Source organism: Bradyrhizobium sp. BEA-2-5, from assembly GCF_032918025.1.
Lineage (GTDB): Bacteria > Pseudomonadota > Alphaproteobacteria > Rhizobiales > Xanthobacteraceae > Bradyrhizobium > Bradyrhizobium pachyrhizi.
Genome location: NZ_CP136629.1, coordinates 4,536,087 through 4,554,676, shown reverse-complemented (window position 1 = coordinate 4,554,676; position 18,590 = coordinate 4,536,087). Strand labels below are relative to the sequence as shown.

Genomic DNA, 18,590 nt, shown 5'->3' with positions numbered 1-18,590 from the left:
CGTCGCACGGTGTGCGCGAAGCCGCGCTCTGGAAGTCGCCGCCCGGCTCTGGTAGCGCAGGGACACGCTTGAACGATGGGAAATCCGACATGACCGACGCCATCCGACCGCTGATTGCCGGCAACTGGAAAATGAACGGCCTGAAAGCCTCTTTTGTCGAGTTCGACGCGATGCTGGCGGGCGCCGGCGATGTCGCCGGAAAGGCCGATCTCCTGGTTTGCCCGCCGGCGACGCTGGTCGCCGCCTTCGCCGAGAAGGCGCGCGGCAAGAAGGTCGCGGTGGGGGCCCAGGACTGCCATCCCAAGGCCTCCGGCGCCCATACCGGCGATCTCTCGGCGGAGATGTTCAGGGATCTCGGCGCGGTCGCCATCATCGTCGGCCATTCCGAGCGCCGCGCCGACCACGGCGAGGGCGATGCTCTGGTCCGCCAGAAGGCCGAAGCCGCCTGGCGCGCCGGGGCGACGGCGATCGTCTGTATCGGCGAGACACGCGAGCAGCGCGACGCCGGCAAGACGCTCGATGTCTGCGGCACCCAGCTTGCGGGCTCGCTGCCAGACGGCTCCACCGCAGCCAATCTGGTCGTGGCCTACGAGCCGGTCTGGGCGATCGGCACCGGGCTGACGCCGACAGCCAAGGATGTCGAGCAAGTTCACAGGTTTATCCGAGGTCAGCTGACCGATCGCTTCAAGGACGAGGGCAACAGGATCAGGATCCTCTACGGCGGCTCGGTCAAGCCGTCGAACGCGGCCGAGCTGATGGCCGTGGCCAATGTCAACGGCGCACTGGTCGGGGGCGCCAGCCTGAAGGCGTCGGACTTCCTCGCGATCGCCGCGGGGTGTTAGGCGGTCGGCGTTCTATCCACGTCACTGCGCGCGAAGCGAAGCAATCCATGGCTCCGCATCTGCAGAACTATGGATTGCTTCGTCGCTTCGCTCTTCGCGATGACGGTTCGGGCTAGACCTCCGCCGCGCCGATCCGCTTCCAGTAGATCATCGTCCCGGTGAGGCCGCCATGCGGCTTCAGCGCGTAGTCCGGGATGATGCCGGTGAGCTGAAATCCCAGTCTTTCATAGAGTGGCGCAGCGCCATCCTCTTCGGCGGTGTCGAGCACCAGCAGTGTGCGGCCGTGCGCGATCGCAAGCTGCTCGGCCGCACGCATCAATTCCGTCGCGACGCCGCGATGGCGGTGGGCGACGCGCGTCATCATTTTTGCAATTTCCGCCCGATGCGGCTGGTTCGGCGGCAGTTTGAGCAGCAGCGTCACGGTGCCGATCAGATCACTGCCGGTGAATGCGCCGAGCACAATGCGCTCGCCGCGCGCGGCGGCGCCGAGCGAGTCCTGCCAGAATGCATCGGCGTCATCCGGCGACAGCGGATGCATGAAGCTCACCGAGCCGCCGCCGGCGACGGTCTCGACCAACAGCTCGCCAAGCGCGCTGCGAATTCCAGGCGCATCCTCGAGCGGCTTGATGGCAAAGTGCGACATGCATCAGCTCCGGGCCAGGGTGACCACATAGGTGCAGGAGGCGTTGGTCTCGTTGGCGAAGGTCGTCTCCGCCGGCGGTCCGAATCCGAGGCAATCGCCGGCGGCGAGCACGTGGCGTGCGCCGCCTTCGGTGATGACGAGGCTGCCGCTGAGCACCCAGACCAGTTGGCGGATATGCGCGTAGGAGGAGGCGGGCAGGGTCACGGTCTGCTTCGGCGGCAGCTCGACCCTCACCAGCTCGACCGGATGGTCGGGACGGCTGAACACTTGGCGGCGCAGATAGCCGGTTTCCGGATCGCGCCAGACCGGTTGCGCGGCGGCGCGCGACAGCCGTTCGCCCTGGCCTTCGGCGCGCAACATCAGGCCGGCCAGGGTAAGATCGAACGCCGAGGCGAGGCGCACCAGCACGACCGCGGTGGGGCTGACCTCGGCGCGCTCGATCTTGCTGATCGTGGCCTTCGAGACGCCGGCGCGTTCGGCGAGATCGGCCAACGACCACCCCCGGCCATCGCGCTCGAGCCTGATCCGCTGCGCCAGGCGTTGGCTCAGGTCGTCTACCAAAGTATCCATTTGTCTACTATAGTAGAAATTACCAATTCCCGGCAAGGCCTGGCCGGGCCGCGATCGGCGCTGCTTGTGATCACCGACAGTGCGACTATCTCGGGGGTGACAATGCCCGGTGCAATCGTGTAACAGGGCGCGACTTCACGAAAACCGTAAAGCCGATAGCGCCGTTTGTCTGGCCGCTTGGCGGCTTGTGACGGAAGGCTTGCGATGCAGACTGTCGTTATCATTGTTCACCTCATGATCGTCGCCGTCATGATCGGCACCGTCCTGCTCCAGAAGTCGGAAGGCGGCGGGCTCGGCATGGGCGGAGGCGCCGGCTTCATGTCGAGCCGCGGCACTGCAAACCTTCTGACGCGGACCACCGCGATCCTGGCCGTCGGCTTCTTTCTCACCAGCCTGTTCCTGTCCTGGTACGCCGGCTACGACCGCAAGCCGTCATCGATCATTGGCACGCCTGCGTCGCAGACCCAGCCGGCCGGCGGATCGCCGATCGCGCCGACCTCGGGCGGCATCCTGGATTCGCTGAAGAAGGCCGACGAGCAGCAGCAGAACCAGGCGCCGTCAGGTCCGCAGGTGCCGCGCTCGCAATAAAGCAGGGGGGCCATGCAGGATGCCCCGCTGGCATCCTGCATCAGAAACCCCCATCAATGCTTTGAAATCGCTTCCAGTTTGATGCAACCCACAGCCCGGCGAATTGTTTGCCGGGAACAGCCGATTCGTTTTGCGAATCGCCGGAGTTGGATTAGAGGTTAAGTCCCATGGCGCGGTACATATTCATCACCGGCGGCGTGGTTTCTTCGCTCGGCAAGGGTTTGGCTTCAGCGGCACTCGGTGCCCTGCTGCAGGCCCGGGGCTACAAGGTCCGCCTCCGCAAGCTCGACCCCTATCTCAACCTTGATCCCGGAACGATGTCGCCGTACCAGCACGGCGAAGTGTTCGTGACCGACGACGGCGCGGAGACCGATCTCGATCTCGGTCACTACGAGCGCTTCACCGGGCGGCCGGCGACCAAGGCCGACAACATCACGACGGGGCGCATTTACCAGGACATCATCTCCAAGGAGCGCCGCGGCGACTATCTCGGCGCGACCATCCAGGTGGTTCCGCACGTCACCAACGCCATCAAGGAATTCGTCCTCGACGGCAATGACGATTACGACTTCGTGCTGGTCGAGATCGGCGGCACCGTCGGCGATATCGAGGGGCTGCCGTTCTTCGAGGCGATCCGCCAGCTCAAGAACGAGCTGCCGCGCGATCACGCCGTCTATATCCACCTCACGCTGCTGCCCTATATCCCGAGCGCCGGCGAGCTCAAGACCAAGCCGACGCAGCACTCGGTGAAGGAGCTGCGCTCGATCGGCATCCAGCCGGACATCCTGCTCTGCCGCACCGACCGCGAGATCCCGAAGGAGGAGCGGCGCAAGCTCGGGCTGTTCTGCAACGTGCGCGAAAGCGCCGTGATCGAGGCGCGCGACGTCGACAACATCTACGCCGTGCCCGAGGCCTATCACAACGCGGGACTCGACGACGAGGTGCTCGCGGCCTTCGGCATCGCCTCGCGCATTCCGCCGGAGCTGCGCAGCTGGCAAGAGATCAACGAGCGCATCCGCAACCCCGAAGGCAACGTCACCATCGCCATCGTCGGCAAGTACACCGGCATGAAGGATGCGTATAAGTCGCTGATCGAGGCGCTCTCGCACGGCGGCATCGCCAACAAGGTGAAGGTCAATCTCGACTGGATCGAGAGCGAGATCTTCGAGAAGGAAGATCCTGCGCCGTTCCTCGAGCACGTCAACGGGATCCTGGTGCCCGGCGGTTTCGGCCAGCGCGGCGCGGAAGGAAAGATCAAGGCGGCGCAGTTCGCGCGTGAGCGCGACGTTCCGTATTTCGGCATCTGCTTCGGCATGCAGATGGCGGTGATCGAGGCTGCGCGGAACCTCGTCGGCATCGAGGACGCCAACTCCACCGAGTTCGGTCCCACCAGGGAGCCGCTGGTCGGCCTGATGACGGAATGGCTGCGCGGCAACGAGCTCGAGAAGCGCTCGCAGGCTGGCGATCTCGGCGGCACGATGCGGCTGGGCGCCTATCCCGCCGCGCTCAATCGCGGCAGCCGCGTCTCGCAGGTCTATGGCGGCGCGACGGAGATCTCCGAGCGTCATCGCCATCGCTACGAGGTCAACACCGCCTACAAGGATCGGCTCGAGCAGCACGGCTTGAAGTTCTCAGGGCTCTCGCCCGACGGCGTGCTGCCTGAGATCGTCGAGTACGAGGATCACCCCTGGTTCATCGGCGTCCAGTTTCACCCCGAGCTGAAGTCGCGGCCGTTCGAGCCGCATCCGCTGTTCGCCTCGTTCATCGAGGCGGCGGCGAAGCAGAGCCGGCTCGTCTAACCAAGCGGCTGTCAGCTGCGCCGTTACACGGCGCAGTCCTCGCTGGCCCGGCGTTCTTTCTTGATCGGTGAAACACCAGCCGCCGGCGTGCCGTCGCGCGTCATCAGCTTGTATTGCGGGCGTCGCGTCAGCCGGTAGACCGCGGCCGGCGGCACGTTGAGGATGGCGCGGTCGACCAGTGTGGCGCGCAGGCCGAGCCGGTCGAGGATCGGCCGCCGCACCGGGCAGCGCATGCCGTAGGTGAATTGATAGAACGCGCCGCCGGGACGCAGATAGCTGAACGCGCCGCCGACGATCGAGATGACCTTGCGCGGCGACATGTTGAGCAGCGGCAGTCCGCTGACGACGGCGCCGACCGGCGCGCCCTCATAGAGCCGCTCCGAGGCGAGGCGCGCCGCGTCCATCCACAGCACGCGCGCACCGGGGAAACGGAGCTGCAACAGCCGCATGAAATCAGAACCATATTCGATCAGCGTGAGATCCTGCTGCTGCACACCGCGCTTCAGCAGCTGATAGGTGAAGGCACCGGTGCCTGGACCGAGCTCGAGCACCGGACCGGTGTTGGCGCTGATGTCGCGCGTGATCAGTTCGGCGAGCGCGGCGCCCGACGGCGCGATGGCGCCGACGCGGCCCGGGGCCGCCATCCACGCCGTGAAGAAAGACAGCAGATCATGTGACATTGGGATTCCCAGCAAAGTGTCGCGGCACTTCGACTCAGATGCGAAGCGTGATGCCTTGTTTGCAGGAGCTGCATTGCGACAACATTGCGCGAGAGCCCCGTTCCAATTGGATCGGAACAGGGCTCTCGACTTTAGCTTCGACGCGTTTCCTTCACGCGAACCGGTGCCCACTTCGCTCGAAAACGCTCTGGGATCACGACGCGAACGGCGCCGGCGGTAATGTGAGGCGGAAGCACGCGCCGCCCTTCGGGCCTTCGAGCACGGAGACGTGACCGCCGTGCAGCCTTGCGATCTCGCGCACCATGTTGAGGCCGAGGCCGGCGCCGCGATCGAGCGGCGCGAGCCGATAGAACGGGTCGAAGATCCGGGTGCGCTGATCCTGGGGAATGCCGTCGCCTTCATCCGATACGTCGATCGTGGCGGCGCTGCCGACATGGACGGTGATGGTGCCGCGGCGGCCGCCATGCTGGATGGCGTTCTGCACCAGATTGGTGAGCGCGCGCTCCAGCGCGGCGCGGTCGCCCAAGGTTTCGACCCGATCGATTGCGGTATCGAGCGACAGCTCGTAGCCGGCCGCGATCGCGAGCGGCGCGAGGTCGGCCGCGACATTGCGTGCGACCGCGACGAGATCGACGCGGACGAACGGATTGCGGCACTGATCGAAGCGCTGGATGTCGAGCAGTTGCTCGGCCAATGTCGCAAGCCGCGCCGAGTCCTCGAGCAGGCGGGTTTTCTCCGGGCCTGGCGGCAGCGACTCCAGCCGCGTGTTGAGGATCGCGATCGGTGTGCGCAATTCATGCGCCGCGTCGGCGACGAAGCGCTGGTGTCGGGAATAGCCGTCGTCGAGCCGCGTCAGCGCATCGTTGATGGCGGTCACCAGCGGCGCCACCTCGAGCGGCAGATGGTCCGCCGACAGCCGGCTGCCGCGCTGGCGGAAATCGATCCGGCGCGCTTCGTCGGCGGTGGTATCGAGACCGGCGAAGGCGCGCTTCACCACCATCGGCGTCGCGATGAAGGTGGCGCATGCCATCAGGAAAAGGCCGGGCAGGGCAATGGCGAGGAATGCCAGCGTCGTGGCGAGCGCGGTCTTGACGCTCGACATTGGCCCTTGCGTCGCTGTGAGCACCTGCACGGGGCCGGCGTCGGAATTGACGCGCTTCAGCCGCGCCGGCGGCTTGCGCGGATCATCCTCGAACATCTGCCAGCCGAGTCGCGCCTGGCTGATCTGGTCGAGTGCGTCACCAATCCTGGCAAATTCCGGCGGCACCGCGCCTTCCGTCAGCGAACGGCCTTGCCGGTCGCGCACCAGGAACCAGAGGTCGGGCGTGTCGTCACGAAGCTTTTGCAGTTCGGCCGTCGGGCGCAAGATCAGGTCGCCTTTGCCATCGCGTGCGACCGCGCCCTGCACGATGGAAATGACATGATCCTCATCGCGCGGAACGATCAGGAAGCCGGTGGCACACAATGCGCTGATCAGGCAAACGATCAGCATGGCAAGCAGCAGCGCCTGTAGCGTCACCAGCCGCCAGCTCAGTTGCGAGCGCAGGCAATAGTGCTCGGCCTGTTCGCTCATGACGTTTGCTTCAAGAGATAGCCGACGCCGCGGATGCTGTGGATCTCGACGCCGGTGTTGGCGTCGGCAAGCTTGCGCCTGAGACGCGAGACGTGCGCATCGAGCGCGTTGGACTGGATCTCGTCCTCGAAATTGTAGACGGCTTCCTCCAGCGTCGCGCGCAGCACGGTGCGGCCCATGCGGCGCAGCAGCGTCTCCAGCACCAGCAGCTCGCGCCGCGGCAGGTCGAGCGGACGGCCGTCGACACTGGCCTCGCGATGGCTGCAATCGAACGCCACGCGGCCGGCCCTGATGATCTCGAGCTGCAGGCCGGCCGGACGGCGCAGCACGGCGCGCAGCCGCGCCACCAGCTCCTCCATCGCAAACGGCTTTGCGAGATAGTCGTCGGCGCCGCTGTCGAGGCCGGTGATGCGGTCGGTGAGATCGCCGCGCGCGGTCAGCACGATGATCGGGACGCCGTCGGCCTTGGCGCGCAGCTTCGGGATCAGCGTGAGGCCGTCGCCGTCCGGAAGCTGGCGGTCGAGCAGGACCGCGCCATGCACGTCGGCACAGATCGCTTCCTCGGCCTCGGCAAGGTTCGGCACGTGGTCGACCACCATGTCGTAGCCCTTCAGCGCCTGCGACAGCGCCGCCGCCATTTCGGCCTCGTCCTCAACCAGCAGTATCCGCATGTCCTTGTGGGTCCAGCTCCTGAAGGCAGGTTTTACGGCAAGTAACATTGCAACAACATTGCGGAAATGGCCGCCTGTCGCGAGCAGGGGTGCCATGTTGTCACCCCCTCAAGACAGTCCGGAAGGCGCTGGCTATAACCGCCCGCACACGAATCTGGGAGGACTGCCAATGATCTACGAGACCCGCGTCTATCGCTGCGTGCCCGGCCGCCTGCCGGCGCTCTTGAAGCGGTTTGAGACCGCCACGCTGAAGATCTGGGAGAGGCACGGCATCAAGCAGGCCGGCTTCTTCACGACGCTGATCGGCGAATCCAACCAGGAGCTCACCTATTTCCTGGCCTGGGAGTCACTCGCCGAGCGCGAGAAGAAGTGGGGCGCGTTCATGACCGATCCGGAATGGATCGAGGCCCGCGCCAAGTCGGAAGCGGACGGCCAGATCGTTCTCACCATCGAAAACCAGCTTCTGGTGCCGACGGCGTTTTCGTCGGTCAAGTGACGCGGGTGCCGCTTAGGGGCGCGATGACGAGGCCTCGTCGCGCCCGATCACCGGACAGTTATTGCGGGCAGCCCGAGGTCTGATCGCCCTGGGTCACCATCGGCTTGCCGTTGATGAAGACGCCGTGGCTGCCGGAGGTCGTCTTGCCGCCGCAATGCGTGCGATCGCCCATGACCACCGCCGGCTTGCCGTTGATCAGGACATTGGGCACGCCCTCGACGAGCGGGCCGCCATTGCTGGTGGTATCGCCGCTGCGCGCCGCCGGCTTGCCATTGACGGTGACGCCGGTGGCTCCGCTGGTGACGACCCCGGGCTGGCTGCTGGACTGGCCATAAGCGAGGCCCGACATCACCGACAGGGCGGCGACGGCTCCGATCATCAGCGGGATGCGCATGTCTTCCTCATGGGAATCTGTTCCGCGCCAGTTTATAGGCGCTGTTTGGGCGGGATTGTGTTAGCACGGCGCACCCACGGCGTCAGCGCAACCCCCTCATCGTGCGGGATGGCTTGATCCGTCCCGCCCGGGACTGCATGGTCGCCGGCAAAAGGATGCAGCATTTTGACCAATCAGGTTTCCGCGCAAGGCGCCGCGCCGATCGTTGCCGTCGGATCGGCCAAATTCGGCAATGCCTTGCCGATCTCGATCATTGCCGGGCCCTGCCAGCTCGAGAGCCGCCAGCATGCGCTGGAGGTCGCCTCCACGCTGAAGGAGATCGCCGCGCGGCTGAAGGTCGGCCTCGTTTACAAGACCTCCTTCGACAAGGCCAACCGCACCAGCGCGTCGGCGGCGCGCGGGCTTGGCCTCACCCAATCGCTGCCGATCTTCGCCGAGATCCGATCCTCGCTCGGCCTGCCGGTGCTGACCGACGTGCACGAGGCCACGCAATGTGCCGAGGTGGCGCAGGCCGTGGACATCTTGCAGATCCCCGCGTTCCTGTGCCGCCAGACCGATCTCCTTCTGGCCGCGGCCGCAACCGGCAAGGTCGTCAACGTCAAGAAGGGCCAGTTCCTGGCGCCCTGGGACATGGCCAATGTCGTGAGCAAGATCACCGGCGCCGACAATCCCAACGTGCTCGTCACCGAGCGCGGTGTATCCTTCGGCTACAACACGCTGGTCTCCGACATGCGCGCGCTGCCGATCCTGGCGCGCACCACCGGTGCGCCCGTGATCTTCGACGCCACCCATTCGGTGCAGCAGCCCGGCGGGAAGGGGACCTCCTCGGGCGGCGAGCGCGAATTCGTGCCGGTGCTCGCACGTGCGGCCGTTGCGGTCGGCGTTGCCGGCGTCTTCATCGAGACCCATCCTGATCCCGACCACGCGCCCTCGGACGGACCCAACATGGTGCCCCTCCGTGAATTCGAGTCCCTCGTCAAGCGGCTGATGCAGTTCGACGCGCTGGCGAAGACGGCAGCCTGACCGGCGGACAACGACATGACCGCAACCAGCGGCATGCCGCCGGCCCTCAACGTGATCACGCTGGCGACCTTCGCCGCGAGCCTGTCGGTACGCGCGCTCGATCCGGTGCTGCCGCACGTCGCCGAGGACTTCGGCGTCAGCATCGCCACCGCCGCCGGCTTTGCCGCGGTGTTCGCTTTTACATTCTCGATCATCCAGCCGATTATCGGCGCCGCCGCCGATCTGTTCGGCAAGACGCGGCTGATGATCGGCTGCCTCGCGCTGCTCGGCCTTGCCAACATTCTGGGCGCACTCTCGTCCTCGTTCTCGGTTCTGTTCGCGACCCGCATTCTCGCAGGCATCGGCTCCGGCGGCGTCTTTCCGGTGGCGCTGTCGCTCACCAGCGATCTCGTCGGGCCCGACAAGCGCCAGGTCGCGATCAGCCGCACGCTCGCCGGCGCCATGACCGGCAATCTGCTCGGCGCCTCGGCGTCCGGCCTGATCGGCGATTTCCTCGGCTGGCGCGGCGTGCTGGCGGTGCTCGGCGCGCTCGTGATCGTCGCCTCGATCGCCGTTGCGGCCGGCTTCCGCGGCGCCGCGCTGAACCGTCCGCCGCGCACCAGCCTGAAGGCGCTTCGCCACGGCTATCGCACCATCTTCACCAATCCGAACGCCTATGTCTGCTACTCGGCGGTGTTCATCGAAGGCTGCTGCGTGCTCGGGCTGTTTCCCTACATCGCTTCGTTCCTGTTCGAGCTCGGCCAGACCTCGCTGTCGATCGCCGGCATCGTCATCGCCGGTTTTGCGGTCGGCGGCCTGTTCTACACGCTGACGGTGTCGCGCCTGCTGCCTTGGCTCGGGGTGCGGGGCATGATGGTCGTCGGCGCAACGCTGGTCGCGATTTAATTGGTCGGCGTCGCCTTCGGACCGCACTGGAAGCTGCAGATGGCGGGCCTCCTGGTGATGGGCCTCGGCTTCTACATGATCCATGGCTGTCTCCAGGTCTTCGCCAGCGAGCTTTCGGTCGAGGCGCGCGCCACCGCGTTGTCGCTGCATTCGTTCTTCTTCTTCATGGGGCAGACCGTGGGGCCGCTCGCCTATGGCTTCGGGCTCCAGCACGCCGGCAAGACCGCGACGCTGGTCTCGGCCGCCGCCGTGATGGTGGTGCTCGGCTTCATCTGCGCGAGATTTCTGAAGCAGACCCGGCCGGCGGATGCCGCGGCGCGACCGGACGTCGAGTCTTAGCGAATCCTCTGGATCGGGCGGTTTCTGGAGCGAAGTGGAAATCGCGAGCCCGCCAATATCGACGGCATTTGCCCGATAGCTAACTTGATCCCAGGCTTGTTGTGCTGAGCCGCTTGCGTCATAGTTCCAAGGCGTTGGACATTGTTGACGATTGCCTGCCAGGGCGCATTCGGAATATCGGAGAAACAATTTTGTAGGCTTTTATTGATATTGCGAGGGAATATGGCGAGTTTTATCGCTGGTCGTTTCGCTCAAGCAGCCGTTTGGCTCGATTTGCGGTTCGATGATGGTGCGTTTGAGCTTGAATATCAGCGCGATCGTCAGGCGCGGACCGCCCGATTCACCGCAAATGCAATAGCTTTTAGTGCACTGCTCTGGGGCGCATTCGGCGTCTGGGATTCGGCCACGAATACCAACTCGGTCGAACTGACGCGCTTCCGGTTCATGGTAGCCATCCCTATCTTGCTGGGCTTTTTCGCTCTAACATTTACGCCTGCCTTTCGGCGCTGGCCAAATCTTTGCCTGCTTTTTTTCGTCGCCGCGGCAAGCTTGCTTGCGATCAAACAGCTTCTCGAGTACGGCGAGGGAAGTCCCTATTATCTGTCCTCAGGTTCGAGCGCGCTCAATTTCGCGTTGATCCTTGTCTTCTGTATTGGCTTGTTTCCGATAAGTGTCGGTTGGTCTTGTGCTGTTGGCGCGATAATCATTCTTGTCTACGGAGGCGGTGTTTCCGCATTCACGAAAATCGAGTTCGCCGAAGTTTCTTCTTACATTTTCAACCTGACTCTTATTTTTCTGATCCTCATCTTCACAAGTTATGGGCGCGAGCGCTTCGCGCGTGAGGAGTTTGCCCGGCACATTCTGCAGGAGAAGGAGCGCAATAAGCTCTCTAATTTCTTGTCCTCCTACATCCCCCTGAATTTTGTAGCTGATCAGGCCGATAGGAGTGCTGAAGCGTTTGGTGAAGTTACACTCCTCTTTTCGGACCTGGTTGGATTCACCACTCTGACGGAGCATCTTGCCCCCAAGCACGTCCTCGAAATCCTGGACATGATCTTTACCGAATTCGACGAAGCCGCTGACAAATATGGAGTCGAGAAGGTCAAGACAATCGGTGACGCCTACATGGCCATTGCCGGGAAATCAGCCAGCTCGGTGAACCATGCGAAGGCGATGGTCGAATTCGCCTTGCATACGATTGATATCGTGAGGCGCGTCGCAGAAAAGACCGGCTATCCGTTGCAAATTCGAGTTGGGATCCATACTGGATCTACGATTGGTGGCGTGATTGGGCGCCACAAGATGACCTACGACTATTGGGGACGCACTGTAAACCTGGCGAGTTGGCTTGAATCGCTTAGCGAGCCGAACCGCGTGCACATATCTGAAGCGACGTATTGGCGGGTGAGAGATTTCTTTAAGTTCGAAGAGCGCCAGGCGGTTGAGGTTAGGGGCTTTGGTTCAATGCGCAGCTTCTTCGTTTCTCCAAATGACGCATCTAAGAAAGACGGCGTCCTGCCCGACTAATTCGATGCGAGGGTGGGGGTAGCGCCCAACCTAACCCCTGCCGCGATACGGCGCGACGCCTTGCTCGGGCACCCACAGGCCCTTCGGCACGCGGCCGGTCTGCCAGAACACGTCGATCGGGATGCCGCCGCGCGGATACCAGTAGCCTCCGATGCGCAGCCATTTCGGCTTGATCTCGCTGGCGATACGCTTGCCGATCATCACGGTGCAGTCCTCGTGAAAGGCGCCGTGGTTGCGGAAGCTGGCGATGTAGAGTTTCAGCGATTTGGATTCCAGCAGCCACCGGCCGGGCACGTAGTCGATCACCAAATGGGCGAAATCCGGTTGGCCGGTGATCGGGCAAACCGAGGTGAATTCCGGGATGGCGAAGCGAACCAGGTAGTCGGTCCCTCCTTGCGGATTGGGGACGCGGTCGAGCACCGCCTTGTCCGGACTGTCCGGCCATGCGACGGCACGACCGAGTTGCAGGGTTTTCTTCGCCATGGGCCTCATCCTTATGGGAGGCCGAAATGGACGCAAGCCGGCCGGTTCGTCAACCGTCCGCGCGCGGGGACAGGGTGTGCTACGCGGGCGCGGCCGTCTGGATCAGGACCAGGCGATCCTGGCCGGACTCGCAACCCCAGATCTCGCCAGGCCGGCCGTCAAGCTGCCGGACATTCGCGCCCGGCCGATCGCTCGGGAACGCGTTGAAGTTTTCGCTCACCGGATCGAACCGCACGATGGCATTGGCCGAGAAGTCGGTGAGCCAGACCTTGTCCTTGTCATCGACATAGACGGCATAGCTGCGCGGGCTCTTGCCCGGCAGTTTCCAGGCTTTCCAGGAGCCGTCGGCGGGATCGTGCACGGACACGTTGCCGCTGTTCCATTCGCTGACCCAGATCCGCCCCCGGGAGTCCGACCAGACCCGCCGGGCCCCCTGGTGCGGTGTTGGCGGCTGGACCACGCTGGCATTGCCGGTCGCAAGGTCGATACGGGCGATGTGGCTGCCGGCGAGCGAGGCGTACCAGATGTCGCCGTCCGGCGTGACGGTGATGCCGTAGGGCCCGACGCCGCGGGGCGCCTCGAATACCTTCAGTTCGCCGGACTTCGGATCGAGCCGGCCGTAATAGCCGGACAGGCCGGTGAACCAGTAGGTCCCTTGCTTGTCGAACACGCCAGTGTTGAGATTGGCGTAGGCGAACTTTTCCGGCAGGCGGAACAGCGTAACCTTGAGATCGCCGGGGTCGACCCGCGCGATTGCGTTCTGGCCGCCCTCGGTGATCCAGGGCGCGCCGTCGGGGCCGATGGTCACGCCATGCGGCGAGGCGCGCTTCCCGAGGTCGACCAACCTGAACGAGCCGTCGCGCGGGTTCAGCCGCCCCAGCGTTCCGTTGCGCTGGCCGGTGAACCACACGCTGCCATCCGGGGCGGGCGTGACGTCGTGAGGGCCGGTGCCCTGGTCCAGGCTGAAATATCTTGTCCGGAACGGACCATCCTGTGCCGACGCGACCAGCGGCCGGGCGGTGATGGCCAAAATTGCGGCAGTCGTCGAGGCAAGAAACTGGCGGCGATTTATTGCGTTATCCCGGCTTCATGAAACAATGGGCCAGCACGCGCAGGTAACTCCTGAGTAGCATAAACCCACCACATTGCATCGTCAGATGGGCCGTGCAGGCGGACCGTTCACATTTGCTTGCGCGCCGTGTATGACGCGGCCCATCAAGCCCACCCCATATCGAGAAAGAGCACGTCATGACCGCCATCATCGACATCATCGGCCGCGAAATCCTCGATAGCCGGGGCAATCCCACCGTCGAAGTCGATGTCGTGCTGGAGGACGGCGCGCTCGGCCGCGCCGCGGTGCCGTCGGGCGCCTCCACCGGCGCCCACGAGGCCGTGGAACTGCGCGACGGCGACAAGGCCCGCTATCTCGGCAAGGGCGTCTCCAAGGCGGTCGGCGCCGTCAACGGCGAGATCTTCGAGGCCCTGAGCGGCCTCGACGTCGAGCAGCAGGCCCAGATCGACCAGATCATGATCGACCTCGACGGCACGCCGAACAAGAGCCGGCTGGGCGCCAATGCCATCCTCGGCGTCTCGCTCGCCTGCGCCAAGGCCGCGGCGAACTCGCTCGACATGCCGCTCTACCGTTACGTCGGCGGCACCTCTGCGCGCCTGTTGCCGGTGCCGATGATGAACATCATCAACGGCGGCGTGCATGCCGACAACCCGATCGACTTCCAGGAGTTCATGATCCTCCCCGTCGGCGCCACGTCGTTCGCCGAGGCGCTGCGTTGCGGTTCGGAAATCTTCCACACTCTGCGCGGCGAACTCAAGAAAGCCGGCCACAACACCAATGTCGGCGACGAGGGTGGCTTTGCGCCGAACCTGCCGTCGGCGGACGCCGCGCTCGACTTCGTCATGAACGCGATCGGCAAGGCCGGCTTCAAGGCGGGCACCGACATCGTGCTCGGCCTCGACTGCGCCTCGACCGAGTTCTTCAAGGACGGCAAATACGTCTATGAAGGCGAGGGCAAGACCCGCTCGATCTCCGAGCAGGCGAAGTATCTGGCTGACCTGGTCTCGCGCTATCCGATCGTGACCATCGAGGACGGCATGTCGGAAGACGACATGGACGGCTGGAAGGAGCTCACCGATCTTATCGGCAAGAAGTGCCAGCTGGTCGGCGACGATCTCTTCGTCACCAACGTCAAGCGCCTCGCCGAAGGCATCAAGGCGGGCCGCGCCAACTCGATCCTGATCAAGGTCAACCAGATCGGCACGCTGACCGAGACGCTCGCCGCCGTCGAAATGGCGCACAAGGCCGGCTACACCTCGGTGATGTCGCACCGCTCCGGCGAGACCGAGGATTCCACCATCGCCGACCTCGCGGTCGCCACCAATTGCGGTCAGATCAAGACGGGGTCCCTAGCGCGGTCGGATCGCACCGCCAAATACAACCAGCTCCTGCGCATCGAGCAGCAGCTAGGCAAGCAGGCGAAATACGCGGGCAGGGCGGCCTTGAAGGCCTTGGCGTAACGCCCCAACTTGATCGGGACACAACACACGCAAAACGGGAGGTCGGGATGAGCGACGGCAAGAGCGGTCTGCAACTGCGTTCGCTGCTCAAGAAGAATGGCGAACTCGAGATATCGCTGGTCAATGTCCCGACCCCCGAGCCCGGCCCCGACGAGGTCGTGGTTCGCGTCGAAGCCACGCCGATCAACCCGTCCGATCTCGGGCTTCTGATCGGGGCGGCCGACATGTCGGCCGCCAAGGCTTCCGGCACCAAGGAATTGCCCGTGGTGACCGCGCGCGTGCCGGAAGCGGCATTGCCGGGCCTTGCCGCGCGGCTCGACGAGTCCATGCCGGTCGGCAATGAAGGTGCCGGCGTCGTGATCAGGACCGGTTCATCGGATGCGGCCAAAGCGCTGATGGGCCGCACGGTCGCGATGATCGGTGGCGCGATGTACGCGCAATACCGCACGCTGCGCGTCAACGAATGCCTGCCGCTGCCCGACGGCACCACGCCGGCGGAAGGCGCGTCCTGGTTCGTCAATCCGCTGACAGCGCTCGGCATGACCGAGACGATGCGGCGCGAGAACCACAAGGCGCTCGTGCACACGGCCGCCGCCTCCAATCTCGGCCAGATGCTCAACAAGATCTGCATCAAGGACGGCATCGGCCTCGTCAACATCGTCAGGAGCAAGGAGCAGGCCGACATCTTGCACAAGATCGGCGCCAAATACGTCGTGGATTCCAGCGCGCCTGATTTCATGGACGACCTCACAAACGCGCTGGTCGAGACCGGCGCCACCATCGCCTTCGACGCGATCGGCGGCGGCAAGCTGGCGAGCCAGATCCTGACAGCCATGGAAATCGCGGCCAACAAGACCGCGAAGGAATACAGCCGCTACGGCTCCAATGTGTACAAGCAGGTCTACATCTATGGCAGCCTCGACACGCGCTCGATCGAACTGCCGCGTGGCTTCGGCATGGCCTGGGGCGTCGGCGGCTGGCTGCTGTTCCCGTTCCTGATGAAGATCGGTCCGGAGGCCGGCAACAAGCTGCGCCAGCGCGTGGTGGCCGAGTTGAAGACGACTTTCGCCAGCCACTACACCAAGGTGGTGTCGTTGCAGGAGACCCTGCAGCTCGACAACATCGCCGTCTACAACAAGCGCGCGACCGGCGAGAAATTCCTGATCAACCCGAACAAGGGCTGAGGATCGAAGCCCAAGGGCCGTCCCGATCGGGGCGGCTCTTTTTGCTTTGCATAGACCAATTCGGCGAAACGCTGCGTTTCCGGAATTGGACGGTCCATGCACTTGCATCTTTCTTGGTGCGCCGGTAGGTGAGGCCCACCAGTTTCACGCGCAACCCGAGGGGAATTTGCTATGGCCTATAACATCGTCACCATCGTCGGCAGCATCCGCAAACAGAGCTTCTCGCTCAAGATCGCCAATGCGCTGGCCAAGCTTGCACCGGCGTCGCTGAAGCTCGATGTGACGACGCTTCAGGAAATTTCGTTCTTCAACCAGGACCTCGAGGGCGCGCCGCCCGCGGACTGGCTCGCCTTCCGCGAAAAGCTCCAGAAGTCGAACGGCGTCTTGTTCGTCACGCCCGAATACAACCGTTCGATCCCGGGCGTTCTGAAGAATGCCATCGACGTCGCCTCGCGGCCCTACGGCAAGAGCTCGTTCCTCGGCAAGCCGGTCGGCATCATCTCCAACTCGCCGGGGCTGCTCGGCGGGGTCAGCGCGGCCAAGCATCTGCAGAACATTCTGCCGGGCATTTCCGGTCCGATCCTCGGTCAGCCGGAAGCCTATCTCAACGGCGTCGGCGATGCCTTCGACGACAACGGCGAACTGACCAAGGAGTTGCTCAAGGGCGTGCTGCAGCAGTATCTCGACGCCTTCGCGGCCTTTATCGAAAAGCAGAACCGCTGAGCAAGAGCCCTGTTCCGATTGAATCGGAACGGGCCTCTGAACTTGGTTTGACGCGTTTTCTTCACGCGAGCCGGCGTCCACTTCGCTCGAGAACGCCCTGGTTCAGCGTTCGTTAACCCCATGGCCGCATGCTCGCGGCCATGGTTTCCCGCACACGCCTCAAATCGATTCTGACCGGGCTCGCCCTCTATACGCTGGCGGCGCTGATGGTCGGCTATTTCGGTGTCAACGCCTACACCGGCAAATACGGCTTGAACGCGCGGCAGGAGCTCGATCAGGAGATTATCGCGCTGACCTCCGAGCTGGCGCGGTTGAAGAAGGAGCGGGCCGAGAGCGAACAGCGGGTGTCGCTGCTGCGGTCCGAGAAGATCGACCCCGACATGCTGGACGAGCGGGCGCGCTTCCAGCTCGACTATGTCAATCCGCGCGATCTCGTTCGGATCAAGTAACTGACGACGCGTTCTCAAATTTCAAAATCATTCGCGCGCTATCACAAAAATGTCGCGCTGCGCTGCAGTGCGGCATAGCAAAATTCCATCGGGCGAACGCAATCCTTCCAAGGCGATTTGAGTTGGGTTAGAGAGGGTTCTCCGACTTCTCTCACCCGGAATTGCCATGGCCGCACCCAAGAAAAGCGTCGCAAAAGAATCAGGGCAGGAGAAGGCCGGCTCTCCCCCCGAATTCACCAGGGAGCAGGAGCTCAAGGCGCTCCGCGACATGCTCCTGATCCGTCGGTTCGAGGAAAAGGCAGGCCAGCTCTACGGCATGGGCGCGATCGGCGGCTTCTGTCACCTCTATATCGGCCAGGAGGCCGTGGTGGTCGGCATGCAGATGGCGCTGAAGCAGGGCGACCAGGTCATTACCGGCTATCGCGATCACGGCCACATGCTTGCCACCGGCATGGATGCCAACGGCGTCATGGCCGAGCTCACGGGCCGCCGCGGCGGCTACTCCAAGGGCAAGGGCGGCTCCATGCACATGTTCAGCAAGGAGAAGCACTTTTATGGCGGCCACGGCATCGTCGGCGCCCAGGTCTCGCTCGGCACCGGTCTTGCCTTTGCCAATCACTATCGCGGCAACGACAATGTCAGCGTCACCTATTTCGGCGACGGCGCGGCCAATCAGGGCCAGGTCTATGAGAGCTTCAACATGGCGGAGCTCTGGAAGCTGCCGGTGATCTACGTCATCGAGAACAACCGCTACGCCATGGGCACATCGGTCTCGCGCGCCTCGGCGCAGCAGGATTTTTCCAAGCGCGGCGTCTCCTTCAACATCCCCGGCAAGCAGATCGACGGAATGGACGTCCGTGCGGTCAAGGCCGCCGCCGATGAGGCCGTGGCCTGGTGCCGCGGCGGCAACGGCCCGATGATTCTGGAGATGCAGACCTATCGCTATCGCGGGCACTCGATGTCCGACCCTGCAAAATATCGCACGCGCGAGGAGGTCGAGAAGGTCCGCCACGACCAGGATCCGATCGAGCAGGTGCGCAACCGCCTCCTGGCGGCGAAGGTCAGCGAGCAGGATCTGAAGGCGATCGATGCCGAAGTGCGCGACATCGTCAACGCCGCCGCCGATTTCGCCCAGCACGATCCCGAGCCGGATGCCGCCGAGCTCTACACCGACATCTACCGCTGACCC

The 18,590-nt window shown here is 64.1% G+C and carries 19 protein-coding genes and 1 pseudogene; 12 read left to right on the top strand and 8 right to left on the bottom strand.

Annotated features, from left to right (window positions below):
• Nucleotides 1-89 precede the first annotated feature (89 nt).
• On the top strand, nucleotides 90-842 hold the full coding sequence (tpiA, locus tag RX327_RS21285; RefSeq protein WP_317247023.1) for a triose-phosphate isomerase: 753 nt from the start codon (nucleotides 90-92) through the stop codon (nucleotides 840-842).
• Nucleotides 843-954: 112 nt separating this feature from the next.
• On the opposite strand, the gene RX327_RS21280 is transcribed toward tpiA, so the two are convergent.
• Nucleotides 955-1,485, bottom strand: a complete 531-nt coding sequence (locus tag RX327_RS21280) for a GNAT family N-acetyltransferase (RefSeq protein ID WP_028334046.1) — start codon at nucleotides 1,483-1,485, stop codon at nucleotides 955-957.
• Between the two features lie 3 nt (nucleotides 1,486-1,488).
• On the bottom strand, nucleotides 1,489-2,055 hold the full coding sequence (locus tag RX327_RS21275) for a helix-turn-helix domain-containing protein (protein WP_028334047.1): 567 nt from the start codon (nucleotides 2,053-2,055) through the stop codon (nucleotides 1,489-1,491).
• 204 nt (nucleotides 2,056-2,259) lie between these two features.
• Between RX327_RS21275 and secG the strand changes: the two genes are divergently transcribed.
• The gene (secG, locus tag RX327_RS21270) at nucleotides 2,260-2,643 is read left to right on the top strand and encodes a preprotein translocase subunit SecG (RefSeq protein WP_317247022.1); all 384 of its coding nucleotides are present in this window, start codon (nucleotides 2,260-2,262) and stop codon (nucleotides 2,641-2,643) included.
• A gap of 167 nt (nucleotides 2,644-2,810) precedes the next feature.
• Nucleotides 2,811-4,442 (top strand): CTP synthase, encoded by a 1,632-nt coding sequence (locus RX327_RS21265; protein WP_317247021.1) that lies wholly within the window; start codon nucleotides 2,811-2,813, stop codon nucleotides 4,440-4,442.
• 23 nt (nucleotides 4,443-4,465) lie between these two features.
• Here the strand turns inward: RX327_RS21265 and RX327_RS21260 are convergent, their stop codons facing one another.
• The 3 genes from RX327_RS21260 to RX327_RS21250 form a co-directional block, all read right to left on the bottom strand.
• Nucleotides 4,466-5,122, bottom strand: a complete 657-nt coding sequence (locus RX327_RS21260; protein ID WP_050384520.1) for a class I SAM-dependent methyltransferase — start codon at nucleotides 5,120-5,122, stop codon at nucleotides 4,466-4,468.
• A 193-nt stretch (nucleotides 5,123-5,315) separates the two neighbouring features.
• Nucleotides 5,316-6,695 carry a sensor histidine kinase gene (locus tag RX327_RS21255; RefSeq protein WP_050384521.1) on the bottom strand — a complete coding sequence of 460 codons (1,380 nt, stop codon included), beginning with the start codon at nucleotides 6,693-6,695 and terminating at the stop codon, nucleotides 5,316-5,318.
• A complete protein-coding gene (locus RX327_RS21250; protein ID WP_317251298.1) occupies nucleotides 6,692-7,366 on the bottom strand; it encodes a response regulator transcription factor in 675 nt (224 codons plus the stop codon). Before RX327_RS21250 ends, RX327_RS21255 begins: the two co-directional genes overlap by 4 nt.
• Nucleotides 7,367-7,535: 169 nt before the next feature.
• On the opposite strand from RX327_RS21250, the gene RX327_RS21245 reads away from it, so the two are divergent.
• A complete protein-coding gene (locus RX327_RS21245; RefSeq protein WP_317247020.1) occupies nucleotides 7,536-7,862 on the top strand; it encodes an NIPSNAP family protein in 327 nt (108 codons plus the stop codon).
• 58 nt (nucleotides 7,863-7,920) lie between these two features.
• Here RX327_RS21245 and RX327_RS21240 read toward each other — a convergent pair whose 3' ends face one another.
• Nucleotides 7,921-8,256 (bottom strand): PAAR domain-containing protein, encoded by a 336-nt coding sequence (locus tag RX327_RS21240; RefSeq protein ID WP_050384523.1) that lies wholly within the window; start codon nucleotides 8,254-8,256, stop codon nucleotides 7,921-7,923.
• A gap of 165 nt (nucleotides 8,257-8,421) precedes the next feature.
• On the opposite strand from RX327_RS21240, the gene kdsA reads away from it, so the two are divergent.
• From kdsA to RX327_RS21225, 3 genes and pseudogenes are all read left to right on the top strand, one after another.
• The gene (gene kdsA, locus RX327_RS21235; RefSeq protein WP_317247019.1) at nucleotides 8,422-9,279 is read left to right on the top strand and encodes a 3-deoxy-8-phosphooctulonate synthase; all 858 of its coding nucleotides are present in this window, start codon (nucleotides 8,422-8,424) and stop codon (nucleotides 9,277-9,279) included.
• A 15-nt stretch (nucleotides 9,280-9,294) separates the two neighbouring features.
• Nucleotides 9,295-10,503 (top strand): annotated as a pseudogene (locus tag RX327_RS21230) (MFS transporter).
• A 222-nt stretch (nucleotides 10,504-10,725) separates the two neighbouring features.
• A complete protein-coding gene (locus RX327_RS21225; RefSeq protein WP_317247018.1) occupies nucleotides 10,726-12,030 on the top strand; it encodes an adenylate/guanylate cyclase domain-containing protein in 1,305 nt (434 codons plus the stop codon).
• A gap of 30 nt (nucleotides 12,031-12,060) precedes the next feature.
• Here RX327_RS21225 and queF read toward each other — a convergent pair whose 3' ends face one another.
• Together queF and RX327_RS21215 are read right to left on the bottom strand one after the other, a co-directional pair.
• The gene (gene queF, locus RX327_RS21220; RefSeq protein WP_317247017.1) at nucleotides 12,061-12,522 is read right to left on the bottom strand and encodes a preQ(1) synthase; all 462 of its coding nucleotides are present in this window, start codon (nucleotides 12,520-12,522) and stop codon (nucleotides 12,061-12,063) included.
• 70 nt (nucleotides 12,523-12,592) lie between these two features.
• Entirely contained in the window at nucleotides 12,593-13,585 is a 993-nt protein-coding gene (locus RX327_RS21215; protein WP_317251297.1) for a lyase, read from the bottom strand.
• Nucleotides 13,586-13,761: 176 nt separating this feature from the next.
• On the opposite strand from RX327_RS21215, the gene eno reads away from it, so the two are divergent.
• From eno to pdhA, 5 genes are all read left to right on the top strand, one after another.
• Nucleotides 13,762-15,045: a phosphopyruvate hydratase gene (eno, locus tag RX327_RS21210; RefSeq protein WP_317247016.1), complete on the top strand. Its 1,284-nt coding sequence runs from the start codon at nucleotides 13,762-13,764 to the stop codon at nucleotides 15,043-15,045.
• A gap of 47 nt (nucleotides 15,046-15,092) precedes the next feature.
• Nucleotides 15,093-16,229 (top strand): zinc-binding dehydrogenase, encoded by a 1,137-nt coding sequence (locus RX327_RS21205; RefSeq protein WP_317247015.1) that lies wholly within the window; start codon nucleotides 15,093-15,095, stop codon nucleotides 16,227-16,229.
• Between the two features lie 171 nt (nucleotides 16,230-16,400).
• Entirely contained in the window at nucleotides 16,401-16,952 is a 552-nt protein-coding gene (locus RX327_RS21200; protein WP_317247014.1) for an NADPH-dependent FMN reductase, read from the top strand.
• A gap of 140 nt (nucleotides 16,953-17,092) precedes the next feature.
• The gene (locus RX327_RS21195) at nucleotides 17,093-17,401 is read left to right on the top strand and encodes a septum formation initiator family protein (RefSeq protein WP_317247013.1); all 309 of its coding nucleotides are present in this window, start codon (nucleotides 17,093-17,095) and stop codon (nucleotides 17,399-17,401) included.
• 166 nt (nucleotides 17,402-17,567) lie between these two features.
• A complete protein-coding gene (gene pdhA, locus RX327_RS21190; protein ID WP_317247012.1) occupies nucleotides 17,568-18,587 on the top strand; it encodes a pyruvate dehydrogenase (acetyl-transferring) E1 component subunit alpha in 1,020 nt (339 codons plus the stop codon).
• The last annotated feature ends 3 nt before the right edge of the window (nucleotides 18,588-18,590 follow it).